Origin of the sequence: Tardiphaga sp. 866_E4_N1_4 (assembly GCF_052076075.1) — a bacterium.
Taxonomy (GTDB): domain Bacteria; phylum Pseudomonadota; class Alphaproteobacteria; order Rhizobiales; family Xanthobacteraceae; genus Tardiphaga; species Tardiphaga robiniae.
The window spans coordinates 2,056,363-2,070,010 of record NZ_CP197242.1 but is presented as its reverse complement, the minus strand read 5'-3'; the positions used below and the strand labels follow the sequence as shown (position 1 = coordinate 2,070,010).

The 13,648-nt window shown below is 61.4% G+C and carries 17 protein-coding genes; 9 read left to right on the top strand and 8 right to left on the bottom strand.

Going from position 1 to position 13,648, the window contains the following annotated elements:
- Positions 1–81: 81 nt before the first annotated feature.
- The 4 genes from AB8B20_RS10320 to AB8B20_RS10305 all read left to right on the top strand — a co-directional run bounded on the left by AB8B20_RS10320 (position 82) and on the right by AB8B20_RS10305 (position 3,823).
- The gene (locus AB8B20_RS10320) at positions 82–2,364 is read left to right on the top strand and encodes a DUF1522 domain-containing protein (protein ID WP_439072482.1); all 2,283 of its coding nucleotides are present in this window, start codon (positions 82–84) and stop codon (positions 2,362–2,364) included.
- A gap of 257 nt (positions 2,365–2,621) precedes the next feature.
- Positions 2,622–2,999, top strand: coding sequence for a flagellar biosynthesis repressor FlbT (gene flbT, locus AB8B20_RS10315; protein WP_093756623.1), 378 nt, complete (start codon positions 2,622–2,624; stop codon positions 2,997–2,999).
- Between the two features lie 3 nt (positions 3,000–3,002).
- Positions 3,003–3,368 (top strand): flagellar biosynthesis regulator FlaF, encoded by a 366-nt coding sequence (flaF, locus tag AB8B20_RS10310; RefSeq protein ID WP_089265189.1) that lies wholly within the window; start codon positions 3,003–3,005, stop codon positions 3,366–3,368.
- A 95-nt stretch (positions 3,369–3,463) separates the two neighbouring features.
- Entirely contained in the window at positions 3,464–3,823 is a 360-nt protein-coding gene (locus AB8B20_RS10305) for a hypothetical protein (protein WP_092146402.1), read from the top strand.
- Positions 3,824–3,832: 9 nt separating this feature from the next.
- On the opposite strand, the gene AB8B20_RS10300 is transcribed toward AB8B20_RS10305, so the two are convergent.
- The 4 genes from AB8B20_RS10300 to AB8B20_RS10285 form a co-directional block, all read right to left on the bottom strand.
- Positions 3,833–4,219, bottom strand: coding sequence for a hypothetical protein (locus AB8B20_RS10300; protein WP_439072480.1), 387 nt, complete (start codon positions 4,217–4,219; stop codon positions 3,833–3,835).
- 164 nt (positions 4,220–4,383) lie between these two features.
- Entirely contained in the window at positions 4,384–4,878 is a 495-nt protein-coding gene (locus AB8B20_RS10295) for a hypothetical protein (RefSeq protein ID WP_093756622.1), read from the bottom strand.
- A 17-nt stretch (positions 4,879–4,895) separates the two neighbouring features.
- Complete coding sequence (flgJ, locus tag AB8B20_RS10290; protein ID WP_439072479.1) at positions 4,896–5,243, bottom strand: flagellar assembly peptidoglycan hydrolase FlgJ; 348 nt, start codon at positions 5,241–5,243, stop codon at positions 4,896–4,898.
- Positions 5,243–6,367, bottom strand: a complete 1,125-nt coding sequence (locus tag AB8B20_RS10285; protein ID WP_089265184.1) for a flagellar basal body P-ring protein FlgI — start codon at positions 6,365–6,367, stop codon at positions 5,243–5,245. The genes flgJ and AB8B20_RS10285 overlap by 1 nt, the downstream gene beginning before the upstream one ends.
- A gap of 327 nt (positions 6,368–6,694) precedes the next feature.
- On the opposite strand from AB8B20_RS10285, the gene AB8B20_RS10280 reads away from it, so the two are divergent.
- The 4 genes from AB8B20_RS10280 to AB8B20_RS10265 all read left to right on the top strand — a co-directional run bounded on the left by AB8B20_RS10280 (position 6,695) and on the right by AB8B20_RS10265 (position 9,162).
- Positions 6,695–7,105: a flagellar assembly protein FliX gene (locus tag AB8B20_RS10280; protein ID WP_089265694.1), complete on the top strand. Its 411-nt coding sequence runs from the start codon at positions 6,695–6,697 to the stop codon at positions 7,103–7,105.
- A 252-nt stretch (positions 7,106–7,357) separates the two neighbouring features.
- The gene (dksA, locus tag AB8B20_RS10275) at positions 7,358–7,768 is read left to right on the top strand and encodes an RNA polymerase-binding protein DksA (RefSeq protein WP_068735634.1); all 411 of its coding nucleotides are present in this window, start codon (positions 7,358–7,360) and stop codon (positions 7,766–7,768) included.
- 202 nt (positions 7,769–7,970) lie between these two features.
- Positions 7,971–8,234 carry a hypothetical protein gene (locus tag AB8B20_RS10270; RefSeq protein ID WP_120291376.1) on the top strand — a complete coding sequence of 88 codons (264 nt, stop codon included), beginning with the start codon at positions 7,971–7,973 and terminating at the stop codon, positions 8,232–8,234.
- Between the two features lie 139 nt (positions 8,235–8,373).
- Positions 8,374–9,162 carry a 2-keto-4-pentenoate hydratase gene (locus AB8B20_RS10265; protein ID WP_439072478.1) on the top strand — a complete coding sequence of 263 codons (789 nt, stop codon included), beginning with the start codon at positions 8,374–8,376 and terminating at the stop codon, positions 9,160–9,162.
- A gap of 134 nt (positions 9,163–9,296) precedes the next feature.
- Here AB8B20_RS10265 and flgH read toward each other — a convergent pair whose 3' ends face one another.
- The 4 genes from flgH to flgF are packed head-to-tail and all read right to left on the bottom strand — an operon-like array spanning position 9,297 to position 12,780.
- A complete protein-coding gene (flgH, locus tag AB8B20_RS10260) occupies positions 9,297–10,049 on the bottom strand; it encodes a flagellar basal body L-ring protein FlgH (protein WP_068736258.1) in 753 nt (250 codons plus the stop codon).
- Between the two features lie 5 nt (positions 10,050–10,054).
- The gene (gene flgA, locus AB8B20_RS10255) at positions 10,055–11,203 is read right to left on the bottom strand and encodes a flagellar basal body P-ring formation chaperone FlgA (protein WP_439072477.1); all 1,149 of its coding nucleotides are present in this window, start codon (positions 11,201–11,203) and stop codon (positions 10,055–10,057) included.
- An 11-nt stretch (positions 11,204–11,214) separates the two neighbouring features.
- The gene (gene flgG, locus AB8B20_RS10250; protein WP_089265180.1) at positions 11,215–12,003 is read right to left on the bottom strand and encodes a flagellar basal-body rod protein FlgG; all 789 of its coding nucleotides are present in this window, start codon (positions 12,001–12,003) and stop codon (positions 11,215–11,217) included.
- Positions 12,004–12,015: 12 nt separating this feature from the next.
- Entirely contained in the window at positions 12,016–12,780 is a 765-nt protein-coding gene (gene flgF / locus AB8B20_RS10245) for a flagellar basal-body rod protein FlgF (RefSeq protein ID WP_093756620.1), read from the bottom strand.
- 363 nt (positions 12,781–13,143) lie between these two features.
- Between flgF and fliL the strand changes: the two genes are divergently transcribed.
- Entirely contained in the window at positions 13,144–13,635 is a 492-nt protein-coding gene (gene fliL / locus AB8B20_RS10240) for a flagellar basal body-associated protein FliL (protein ID WP_093756619.1), read from the top strand.
- The last annotated feature ends 13 nt before the right edge of the window (positions 13,636–13,648 follow it).

Sequence of the window (13,648 nt, the reverse complement as noted above, 5' to 3'; positions counted from 1 at the left end):
CGAGACCGAGTCTCGTCCCAGACGTACCATGCGCAATGCGACCCGAAGGTCGGCATGCGCGGGGAACAGGAAGGTTACAACATGTCAGTCGTTCTCTCGGCGTCAGTTCGTCAGAATCTGCTTTCGCTGCAATCCACTGCTGATCTGTTGTCGACCACCCAGAACCGGTTGGCGAGCGGCAAGAAGGTCAACACGGCCCTCGACAACCCGACCAACTTCTTCACGGCTGCAGGCCTCGATAGCCGCGCCAGTGACATCAATAATCTTCTCGACGGCATCGGCAACGGCGTGCAGATCCTGCAGGCGGCCAATACCGGCATCACCTCGCTGCAGAAGCTCGTGGATACCGCGAAGTCGCTCGCGAATCAGGCGCTGCAGACCCCCGTGGGCTATTCGACCAAGTCGAACGTCTCCACCACCATCGCGGGCGCAACACCGGACGATCTGCGCGGCACCCAGACTTTCGCCAGCGCGACGGCTACCAGCAACGCGGTGTATAACGGCACGGCCGGCGGTACGACGCCGGTCACCGGAACCACCACGCTGGGCGGCGTGGCGGCATCGCTGATCGGTACGGCCGCGCCTGACGGCGCCGGTACTGCGGCGTCGCTGTCCGGCACGTTGAAACTCATCGGTACGCCTGCCGGCGCGGCGACCATCGGCGCCACGGCACAGCCGAACGACGGCGACACCATGATGGTGAACGGCAAGACGATCACCTTCCGAACCGGGCCGGCACCCACCGCGGCCACCGCTCCCGTGGGGCTTGGCGTCGATAGCGTCAACACCAACGTGGTTACCGACGGCAACGGCAACTCTACGGTCTATCTCGGTACGGCGGGCGCCCCGACCGGTAGCGTGGCCGACCTGACCAAGGCCATTGATCTCGCCAGCGGTGTGCAGAAAGCCGTCATTTCCAACGGCGTCGCGACGGCTTCAGCGTCGTCCGGCACCGTCGCATCGATTGCCGCCGGCGTCCTCACGCTGTCGACGTCCACGGGGTCGGATCTCAACATCAGTGGAAAGGCGGACTTGCTGAAGCAGCTCGGCCTGACGACATCGGTCGGCGCCGGAACGGTTTCCGTCTCGCAATCGCGCACGACGGCTCCGGGCACCATCGGAAATCTGATCCAGAGCGGCTCGACACTTTACGTCAATGGCAAGACCATCACGTTCAAGGATGCGTCCGTTCCGGCAGCGGCCAACATCCCGGCCGGCTCCGGCTCGCCGGTCGGCTCCAACCTCGTGACGGACGGTAGTGGCAACACGACGGTCTATCTCCAGGGCGGCAAGATCTCCGACGTTCTCACGGCCATCGATCTCGCCACCGGCGTGCAGACTGCGGTCAATAACGCCGCGACTGGTGTGGCCGCTCTGACCACCACGCAGGGTTCTACCGCATCGACCGTTGCCGCCAACGGTACGTTCAAGATCAGCACCGGCACGATCCAGGATCTGTCGATCAGCGGCAGCGGCAATGCTCTCTCGGCACTCGGCCTCGCCGGCAACACCGGCACGTCGACCGTGTTTACTGCTGCACGCGCCGCGGGTCCGGGTGGCATCAGCGGCACGACGCTGACCTTTTCGTCGTTCAAGGGCGGCACGCCGGTCAATATTACATTCGGCGACGGCTCCAACGGCACCGTCAAGACGCTGGCGCAGCTGAACGTCGCACTGGCCGCCAACAATCTGGCAGCCACGGTCGATGCGACCGGCAAGCTGGTGATCGCGGCGGGCAACGACTACGCGTCGTCGACCATGGGCTCGGTGCTCGACGGCGGCACCATGGGCGGCACCGTGACGTCGGCGCTGAGCTTCACCAGCGCTGCGCCGCCGCTTGTCGATCTGCCATCACAGTCGACCCGCGCGAACCTGGTTGCGCAGTACAATAACCTCATCACCCAGATCACCACGACGTCGCAGGATGCATCCTTCAACGGCGTCAACCTGCTGGCCGGCGATACGCTGAAGCTGGTATTCAACGAAACTGGCAAGTCCACGCTGAACATCACCGGCTCGGAGTTGACGCCCGCCGGTCTGGGCTTGCCGACGCTGATCTCAGGCAGCGACTTCATCGACAACGCGTCGACGAACCAGACACTGAGCCAGCTCAATATGGCCAGCACGCAGCTGCGCTCGCTGGCTTCGGCGCTCGGCTCGAATCTCTCGATCGTGCAGATCCGTCAGGACTTCGCGAAGAACCTGATCAACGTGTTGCAGACCGGCTCGTCGAACCTGACTTTGGCCGACACCAACGAAGAAGCGGCCAACAGCCAGGCGCTGTCGACGCGGCAGTCGATCGCCGTCTCCGCGCTGGCGCTGGCCAACCAGTCGCAGCAGAGCGTGCTCAAGCTGCTCCAGTAAGTCTGGCGGCCGCACCAAGATTACCGAACGGCGGGAGAAATCCCGCCGTTTTCCGTTGATCGCGGGGTGGTCAGAGGCGCGTCGCCGGGTATCCTGGCTTTCCCCAGACTGAAGATGCGGCGGCTGAACGCTGGTATTATTCGAATCGCAGGCGTATTTTCGGGGTTTCTGGATACTGCATGCCCGCCCGAAACGTGGCACCAGATACCATTGGCTTTGCATGTGGCCTCACGGCCGCTGCGGGGAAGGAGAGCTGAATGCCTTTGCGAGTCGAACTGAAGCCGGGTGAGCGAATCATCATCGGTCAGAGCGTGATCACCAATTCCGATACGCGCACGGCGTTCCTGATTGATGGCGATGCACCGATCATGCGTGAGAAGGATATTCTCACGGCGGAGACTGCAACGACGCCGGTCAAACGCGTCTATCTCTGCGTGCAGATGATGTATCTGGAAAACGATATCCCGGCCTATCAGGAGCTATATCTCGGCTTCATCAAGGAATTGATTGAAGCGGTTCCGAGTTTTCGCGAGACGATTGAGGAAGTTAGTAAGCTTATTTTAAGCGGCGCGCTTTACAAAGCACTCAAGGAATTGCGTCCGCTGATCAAGCGGGAAGAAGAGTTTTTGAGGTAGCGAATGTCGATCGGTGCTCAAGCCTACGCGCGTACTGCCCAGACCACGGCGACACCGAGAGACATAGAAGCCCAAGCTCTTCTGAAAGCAGCACGCAAGCTTCAGGACGTCGTGGCAAACTGGGATCATACCGATGCTGGTCTCGACGAAGCTCTTCTGTTCAATCGCAAGCTCTGGTCGATCTTCGTTGGCGACGCCATCAATGACCAGAATCCGGAATCGATCGAGATCCGCCAGAATATCGCCAATATCGGCATCTTCGTGCTGACTCAGTGCACCGCCTTGCAGCACGTTCGCCAGGTCGAACATCTGCAGTCGCTAATCGATATCAATCGCAATATCGCCGCAGGTCTGTCCGGGCGTCCGTGAGCCTCCCTGAAATCCGTAACGATAGCTTAATGATCGGCGATGCCTAATAGCGCCGGATCAGCGGGCGATTCGAAATCGCGCGCGACGGGGCTGAGATGGCAGACGTTCTGAGCATTCTTTCGACGGCTTACAAGACCACCGTGCCGATCACGGCAGGTAAGTATGTGGCGGTGGATCCCGAAACCTATAAGGGTAGCTGGGAAGGCAAATACGCCAACGGCAAGAAGTTCGAAATAGCCATCTCGCAGGTCGACGGCTTTCGTGCTCAGGTGAAGTACAAGAGCGAGGGAACCGTCAAGTATCAGCAGGTGCTGATCAAGGATAATGCGTTCCGGGTGGGTGATACCAAGTTCCAGCTCAACGGCGACAACAAGGCAATTATCAAGACCGTAGTGACCGACGCCGCAACGGGCAGCACCTATCTTGATACGGCCTACGCTACGCGGGATACGTGATCGGCGCAGTTAGACGCTGCGATCCGTTTCCATACGTCGATCAAGCAACTTTGCGTCCTGCTTCAGCGTGTCCATGGCGCGCAGATAGGCGCGGGAGCGCAGTCGCGATTCCTCGGGATACTGGTCGATCACCTGGTTGGACTTCTTGTCCACAGACACGAAGACGATCTCGCCTGCGCCCTTGTCGATGATGACTTCCTTGGAGATGCGTTCGCTGTCCATCTGCTGGTAGTTCGCCGCAGAAATGTTCGGCTGCAGTACGCGGGGCGCTGCTGACACGGTCTTGTCCGGGGGGAGTTGCGTAGGCACGGCTTCGCGCACCGCTTCTGGTGCGGGTCTGATGACCGGTGTGGCAACCGGTGCCCCCACCGGTTTGATATTGAAGTCGGCACCCATGGCAGCCCTCCTGGCTCCATTCGATAAATCCCGACCCGTTCCCAAACGACATTATGCACCGAACGGCTGAATCCGGTGCTTACTTGCGCGCTGCAATTTAAGTCAAAAGATAGCAATGCCGCGGCGCATCACACGCGCCCGCGGCCGTATGATCGGTTATACGATCAAAGTGACCGGCTGACGACGATGGGCGTCATGTTGACCCGGCCCGGCTGAGCCTGCCGACCGGCCGCCGTATAGGTCTGCGGGATATTGCGCTTCTGAACCTCGGCATTGACGCCGCGGACAATGCCTTCCGAAACCGCGTGCGCTGTGGCGAGCACGGTCAGATTGACCTGCAGCATCGCGCGGAACACGTCATGGTGCTTGCGCAAGGCCGAGAGCAGGTCGGGCGTCGTCTGCGCGAGATATGTCTGGCTGATCTTGAGCAGCGAGATCATCGCAATGTAGCGACGCGAAATGTCCGCCTTCGGAGCTTCGAGCTTGATAGCCTCGCGGATATGGCCGTTGCGGACCAGCGCCGTCTCCTGTTCGATGATGGCGAGGAGCTCGTTCATCACCTTCATGAGTTCGTCGGCGAGCTGGCGGGCTTCCATCAGTGTCGCGACCGAACGCGGTGCGACGATCGGGGCGGCTTGCTGGCGTTGCGCATTGTTCATGGCGGTGTCCTCTGCGATCAGCTGGCGCGATTGGCTTGCTGGATGATGAGTGAACGAAAGACTTCGTTGGAGATGCCGACGCCGCCGGCCTTGGCGAAGGACTTCGAATATTCGTCTGTCAGCATCGAGCGCCAGGCACCGGTGCCGGTGGTGTCGCCGAACGGGCCTTCACCCTTGATGCCTGATGTCATCTGCGAAAACATCGTGTTGATGAACATCGCCTCAAAATCTTCGGACTGCTTGCGCGTCTTGGCCTGAGCTTGCGGCGATACTTTCTGCAGCGCATCGATCAGGTTCTGATCGGGGCGGCCGTTGATGGTCGGGTGCTTGGTCTGATAGGCGGCGACGGCGGTGTTGACGTTCATCACATCACCTCGATGTCGGCCTGGATGGCGCCTGCGGCCTTGATGGCCTGCAGGATGCCGATTAGGTCGCGCGGGCCGATGCCGAGTCCGTTGAGGCCGTCGACGAGCTGCTGCAGCGAAACGCCGTCCTTCACCAGAGCGAATTTCTTGCCGTCTTCGGTGACGCCGACACGTGTGCTTGGCGTGACGACAGTGCGGCCGTTGGAGAATGCATTGGGCTGGCTGACATTGGCGCTCTCCGAAATCGTCACGGTGAGATTGCCTTGCGCCACGGCGACAGTGGCGACGCGGACGTCGCGGCCCATCACGATGATCCCGGAGCGTTCGTCGATGATGATCTTGGCGGCCAGATCCGGTTCGACCTGCAACTGCTCGATCTCCGTGAGCAGGGCAACAACGTTGCCCTTGAACTCCGGCGGGATCGACAGTTGCACGGTGGAGGGATCGATCGGCTCGGCGGTCTTGGATCCCAGGAAATCGTTGACGGCGGCGGCAATGCGCTTGGCTGTGGTGAAGTCGGGGTTGCGCAAAGCGAGGCGTACATTGGGCAGGCGGTTCAGCGCGAATTCGATCTCGCGCTCGATGATGGCGCCATTGGCGATGCGGCCGACGGTGGGGACGCCGCGGGTGATGCTGGCGGCAGCGCCTTCGGCGGCAAAGCCGTTGATGGCGAGGGAACCCTGGGCGACGGCGTAGACATTGCCGTCAGCGCCGAGCAGGGGGGTGACCAGCAGGGTACCGCCGGTCAGGTTCTTGGCATCGCCGAGCGCCGAGACGGTAACGTCCATGCGGGTGCCCTGGGTGCCGAAGGCGGGCAGGTTGCCGGTGACCATGACGGCGGCGACATTGCCGGTACGCAGCGTCTGGCCGCGGATGTTCACGCCCATGCGCTCCAGCATCGCCTGCAGCGACTGGCGGGTGAACGGGATGTTGTTGAGGGTGTCGCCGGTGCCGTTGAGGCCGACCACGAGGCCGTAGCCGATCAGCTGGTTCTGCCGGACGCCTTCGATATTGGCGAGATCCTTGATCCGCGACGTCGCATGTGCCGACACCGCCTGCACGAGCAGCACGAGCAGCACCGCACAGGCCGTCTGACAGAATCGGATCGAAGGTAGGCTCGGCATCCTCTGCTCCCCGCTGAGGTCTTCACTGGACCGCTCGCCACTCCCATGACGACGATCCAGCCTTCACTATGCGAGTGCCGTGCCAGCGTTCTAAATCGGTATAAGACGTTGATTTATAATGTGAATGATAAAGGCTCTGGGGCTGGACAAGCGGCTTGCGCTCCGGCGAAAGTGCCGCCTGCGGCAGATTTTGCCGGGCCGTTTACGATTGATTAACCATAAAAGACGACCTTTCCGGATGGAGGTCCGTTTACGCTCGCGATGGTACTGAGCGAACGGCAAGCCGCCGTGGGCCGGGATTGGCCATCACCCTCGCTGGACACGCCGATGCGCATTTACGGACCGAACGGCACTACATTCGGAGCCCCGTCGTCAGGAGCGAAGAAAACCAGTTCGACCGGGTTTTCGTTGCCTGATGCGACACCGACCTCCGAGACCAAACCGACCGTAGCGCCTCGGGCGGCCAACAGCATCGATGCGCTTCTGGCCATGCAGAGCGTCGAAGATCCCATGGAGCGTCGCAAGCGCTCGGTGAAGCGCGGCCGTGGCGCGCTCGATGTCCTCGATGAACTCAAGATCGGCCTGCTCACGGGCTCGATCAATCCGGCCATGGTGGCTCGGTTGCGCAGTGCGGCAGCCAACCTCAAGGAATCATCCGGCGAACCCGGTCTGGACGCCGTGCTGTCCGAGATCGAACTACGGGTCGAAGTTGAGCTGGCCAAGGCCGGCCAGGTCTAAGTCGGCGAGGCCGGCCCCAAGCGCGGCTGAAACCCGCATAAGCCGTGTTTATGGCTGCTCGAATGGCTCTTGGACCAATGGACCGCGCCGGGGCTGTGGTGCGCTGCAGCAGCACGGTTCCGACCATGAAACCGGGCGGTGGACGGCCGTTCTGGAGGTATCCTGACGTTATTGTCTGTCACATGACGTCGCTATATAAGCTGCGGCGCGGCCGGTCATTTCCGGCGCCTTGCACGCATAGATGGATTGGCCTTGGACAAGTTGAAAAGCTATCGCCCCTCCGAAAAAGAGCCTTTCATGAACGACCGGCAGCGCGACTATTTCCGCGCGAAATTGCTGGCCTGGAAGGAAGAAATCCTCCGTGAATCGAAACTCACCCTGCAGGCTTTGCAGGAGGAGAACGTCAATCACCCCGACCTCGCCGACCGGGCATCGTCGGAAACCGACCGCGCGATCGAACTGCGCGCGCGCGACCGGCAGCGCAAGCTGATCTCCAAGATCGATGCCGCGCTGCTGCGCATCGAGGATAATACCTACGGCTATTGCGAGGAGACCGGCGAGCCGATCTCGCTCAAGCGGCTAGAAGCCCGCCCGATCGCAACACTCTCCGTGGAAGCCCAGGAGCGCCACGAGAAGCGCGAAAAGGTCTATCGCGACGAATAGTCTTTCCGATACCAAACGGCCGCCCCATCCGGCGGCCGTTTTTCATTTCGGTGTTCCGGTTGGTAACCACGCATGCTGTGCAGTGCAGGGATCTGCGACGACTGCACTGCAGCACGGCGACATTCTTAAACACGGGAATATGAACGTCATCATTCGCCGATAGGACGTAGGCTCGATCCAGCAAAAAAAACGGGAGGAAACAATGGCTGCGCCTGCCTCTTATGATCCCGATACGATCGCGCTGATGCGGAATGTTCTTCAAAAGGTCGTCGCAAGGGTGCCAGAGCAGCACCGCACCTCCTGCAATCAGGCCGCGATCGCCTCGCGCATCCTTGCGACTGCTGCGCAGGGCCGGCGTTCTGAAGATGTCCTGACTACGGAGGCTCTGGCCGAGGTGAAGGAGATCTTCACCGGGCCTGCGGGGATGCGTCGGCTTCATGAAGACCTGACCAGGGTCTTCGGCTGAACTCCAGAATCGAGGAGTTGCAGTGGCGCGAGCGTCGGTTCGCGCCAGCAACGCTGCGCAACGTTGCCAAGCAGGATGGTGGTCGCTACCCGTTAGTCATATGTCGGCATGAGCCGTGTGACGAGCGAAGGGACCGCCGATGGAAAAGTATCTCGCGATCGCCGAAATCCTGGCTTACGTCCGCCATAACCGCACGCCGCTCGCCGTATTGCCGCCAGACGCGGTCCCGCATGACGAGGCCGATGGCTATCGCGTACAGGACGCGCTTCACAATTTGTTGTCGCCCGATTTCGGCTTGCAGGTCGGTTACAAGATCGGCTGCACAAGCGCGGTGATGCAGCAATATCTCGGTATTTCGCACCCTTGCGCCGGCGGACTCTATATGAGTGGTGTTCATGCCGCCGGAACGTCGCTGCGCTACAACGATTATGTACATGTCGGCGTGGAGTGTGAAATTGCGGTCCAGCTCGCGAGCGATCTGATGCCGTCGGGCGAGCCGTTCACGGCTGATGATGTAGCGACAGCGATCGATGCCTACCATCCAGCCATCGAGATCGTCGATGATCGTTATGCGGACTGGCGCAGTATGGATGCGCCGACACTGATCGCAGATGATTTCTTTGCGGCGGGATGTGTTCTGGGTGCGCCTGTTGCTCGTGGCAAGGCGCCTGATCTTCTGTCGGTGATTGGACGTGCTGTCGTTAACGGCATGGAAGTGGGGCGCGGCAACGGCGCCGATGTTTTTGGTCATCCACATCATGCACTGGCCTGGCTTGCCAACCATCTCGCGGCCCGAGACAAGATATTGCGCGCCGGAGACTTCGTACTGACGGGCAGCCTGGTGCAGACGGCGTGGCTCAATGCCGGCGATCACGTCCGAATGGAATTGCTCGGACTGGGCAGCGTCGAGGTGGATTTCAAGAGCTGACGTTCAGCGCTTCGCCTGGCCGCATTTGGAGTCTGTCCAGAACGACGACGGCCTTCCGCCAGGGGAGCTGACGGAAGGCCGCGCGTGAACATCTCATCGCGTGGGAGCACGATGAGATGTGGGAGTTCGTAACGTTAGAAGGGCAGCAGCACGTCCATCACTTGCTGGCCGTAGCGCGGCTGCTGGACATCCGAAATCTGACCGCGACCGCCATAAGCGATGCGGGCCTGCGCGATCTTGGCGCTGTCGATGGTGTTGTCGCTCTGAATGTCTTCCGGACGCACGATGCCGGCGACGATCAGTTCGCGGATCTCGTAGTTGACGCGGATCTCCTGCTTGCCCTCGACTACGAGGTTGCCGTTCGGCAGCAATTGCGTGACCACGGCGGCGACGCTGGTTTGCAACGCTTCCTGCCGCGCCACCGATCCTTTGCCGTCGCTCGACGACGATCCATCAGCCGTCAGCAGACGGCCGGGCAGGACCGAGGCGGCCGAACCTGTCAGCAATTTGCTGCCCGCAAAGTCGGTGATGCCCGAGTTTTCCGTATTGGTGCGGCTGCGCTGGGTCTCGTTGGCGATATTGGCCTTGTCGGTGAAGTTCACGGTGACCGTGAGAATGTCGCCGATCTGGCGTGCGCGCTGATCCTTGAAGAAGGCGCGCGATCCGCTGCGCCATAGGGAGTTGGCGTTGTAGGACGCGACCTCCGGCTTTGGCATCGGCATCTGCACCGGCTTGTAGCCGGGCTGTGTCGTCGGGTTTTCGATCGCCGTGAGCGCCGGTTTCTCGCCGATGGACGCGAGACGGTCGATCGATGAACAGCCGCTGGCAGCAAGGCCGACCGTCAGAAGCGCAGCGCCGGTGGCGAAGGGACGATGGAACTGGAACATCAACTTTACTCAGCTTTTCGAGAAACAGGCACGTGGTCGTTGGCAGCAAGCGCGACGGGAGAGGTGGCAGCGGGAGAGTTGGCCAGGGGAGGTCTTGCCTGGGAGATTTTTTCGGACGGGAGAGACTCGCGGGTTGGAGCAAGAGTTGGCGCGGGAGTTTCGACTTGCGCGGGGAGACGCGGTGATGGAGCGGAGACGGCGACCTGGCCGCGACCGACCACGACGCCGGAGACGGTGCGCTTGGACTGCAGGTTGATCACATTGACCACGTCGCCTTCGGTGCCGCCTTCGATGGCCTTGCCGCGCAGCGTGAGGTAAAGCCCGGCGGTTTCGTAGATCAGCGTCACTGCCTGATCGCGGGTGACCAGGTCTGGCTTGGCGAGGTCGGCATTGCGGATTGCCTGACCGGCGCGCAATTGGCGGCGGCTCTGCATCCCCACGGCGCGGTCGCGCGTTACGCCATCGTTGCCGACTTCGGCTTTCGGGCGACGCTCGACGACGACGTCAGAGGACTTCAGCACCTCGTTGCGTTCGACGCCGCGGACCAGCACCGCCGCTTCCACGGTCTCAACGGCACTGCCGGTGAAACGCAGCTTGGTGGCAGACACATTGGAATCGTTGCCGATCGCAAAGGTGACGTCGAAACGGCCGCTACGTGCGTCGAAGCGGACCGCGACAGGCTGCAGCGCGCCGGTATTGCTGGCGTCAAGCTGCAGGCCCTGGACTTCGCGGTCGAAAGTGAGGCTAAGATTGGCGGCAGCACCAAGGCCGTGGCGGTTCTCCAGCGCTTGCGCGACCTGGTTCTCGATATCCTTGCTCTCGATGCTGCGCGACAGCCGTGTCACGGTAATGGACTTGAGCTCACGCGTATCGACGCCAATCACCTGGTGCTGCCGCAACGCCGCGATGACCTGCGCGGTCGATAGCGTGCCGACGGTCCCGAGATCGGGCGCCCGATAGATTGCGATCTGGGCGGTGGGGCCGGCATTGTCGATGACATCGCCAATCCGCACCACGTCGCTGGACACGGTGACATTGGCGCGCAGCGTTGGCGATGCGATGACCTCGTCGCGCTGCGCCTGGCCGAGCGCAGCAGTGGCCGCTGCAGCGAGCAGGGCGGTGGCGAGGAGAAGCGAACGCATGGCTGATGTCATGATCATTCTCCTCAGCGGAACATGCCGGCGGTGGATTGCAGCATCTGGTCGGCAGCGCTGATGACCTTGGCGTTCATCTCATAGGCGCGCTGCGCAGCGATCAGGTCCGAAATTTCGGTGACCACTTCGACATTGGCCATTTCGAGGTTGCGCTGCTGCATGTCGCCGAAGCCGTCGGCATTGGCGACGCCGTCCTGCGGTGGGCCGGAGGCCGGCGTTTCGGTGAACAGGTTGTCACCGATCGAATTGAGGCCGGCCTTGTTGATGAAGCGGGTGAGGCTGATCTGGCCGAGCACGGTCGGGGTCGTCGAGCCCGGTACGATGACCGAGACCTGGCCCTGCGCATTGATCGAGAGTTGCGACGACGCCTGGGGAATCGAGATCGTTGGCTGCAGCAGGTTGCCCTGCGGGTTGACGATGCGGCCCTGCTGGTCAGTGGAAAACGTACCATCGCGGGTATAGGCGAAGGTGCCATCGGTGAGCTGGATCTTGAAGAAGCCTTCGCCGCGGACGGCGATATCGAGATCGCCGCCGGTCGCCGACAGCGTGCCCTGGGTCATCATGCGCGGAGTGCCGACGGTCTTCACACCGCCGCCGATATCGACGCCGACCGGAATGACCGTGCCCTGATCCGATGCTTGCGCACCGACGCGGCGAACGTGATCGTAGATGAGGTCCTGGAATGCGGCACGCTGCTTCTTGAAGCCGGTCGTGCGCATATTGGCGATATTGTTAGAGATGACCTGGACGTTGAGTTCCTGGGCCGCCATCCCGGTCGCTGCAGTGTAAAGAGCGCGCATGGGTCAGATTCCTTAAGCCGGAACGTCGGCAAGTTTTTCGATGGCGGAGCGCCGCGCGTCGCCTTGCGACTGCAGCATGTTGGACAGCTCGGTATAGGCGCGGGTGACGTCGATCATCCGGGTCATTTCGACGACCGAGCTGACGTTCGACTTTTCGATAAAGCCCTGATTGAGCTTCGACGTGGTGGACGGCTGCGGATTGGCGCCGGGACCGGCCGAGAACAGGTTGGAGCCTTCCTTCACCAGCCGCTGGGGCTGCGCGAAGTTGACCATGCGGATCTTACCGCGCACGGAGTCGATGCGGTTGATGCCTTCGAGCACCGTGACCGTGCCGTCCTGCGAGATGTTGATGTCGTGGTCGGTCTGCTGAAACACGATGGGGCCATTGGCGCCGAGCACCGGTGCGCCCGACGCTGTCACGAGCTGGCCCTGCGAATTGATCTGCATGCCACCGTCGCGGGTGTAGCGCTCACCGTTCGGGGTCTGCACCGCGAGGAAGGCGTTGCCGTCGATGGCAATATCGAGCGGATTCTTGGTCTGCTCGGTCGCGCCGCCGGTGAAATCATGCATCGTGGCGCGGTCCTGCACGAAGGACACGCGGCGGTCGCGGCCGACGAAGTTGTCTTCGCGGGCGGCCGGGCTCAGATATTCCTCGAAAATCGTCCGCTCGGCCTTGAAGCCGCTCGTGTTGATATTCGCGATGTTGTTCGCCACGACGTCCATCTGACGCCGAAGCGTCATCTGCCGCGACAGTCCGACGAGAAGCATATTCTCCATCGGTGGTTCTCCCCTAAGTTCGCGCGGGTCGCTCTCCCAAGCTCGCCGCGGATCCCGTAAACCGCACAGCTCTCCCAAGCCGCGGTTCGCAGACTACTTAGCGAAAGCCGTGCCAAGTCAAAAAGCTGATATTTTTCAACTTGTTGGTAGTTTTTGAGGCGCGAAAACGGGCGGCAGAAAGGTCTTGTTGACCATATTTGCCGGCAGAATTTTCCTAGTTGAGCGTCAAAAGAAAGATTCCGTTAACCATTGCGACCTAGCGTCACGATCACACAGGGCCTTGGGCGCTGGCAGCATTTTGTATCGCGTCTTTATTGCCTGCTTTGCAGCATCGAGCTCATCCCAACCCCGGACGGGCAGGCGATGGCGGATACGGAAACTTCAGAAAGCACCCCGACCGGGGACGAGGCGGCAGCTCCCAAGAGCAAATTCAAGCTGATCGCAATCGTCGCGGGCGTGCTGGTGCTTGCAGCGGGCGGTGGCGGCTGGTTCTTCCTGAAGGGGCACCCCAAGGAAGAGAAGAAAGAGGCGGCGCCGGCTGCGAAGCCGCTCGCCTTCATCGATGTGCCGGAAATCCTGGTGAACCTTGCCGGTCAGCCGGGCGAGCGCGTGCAATATCTCAAGGCCAAGATCGTGCTCGAGGTGAAGGAAGCGCCGCTCGTGGCGCAGATCACGCCGTCGATGCCGCGCATCACCGACATGTTCCAGGTTTACCTGCGCGAACTGCGCACCACCGATCTGAACGGCTCCGTTGGCATGTTCCGGCTGAAGGAAGAGCTGACGCGGCGCGTCAATGCCGCGATCTCTCCTCATCACGTGAACGCTGTGCTGTTCAAGGAAATCCTCATTCAGTGAGGAATTGGATTTA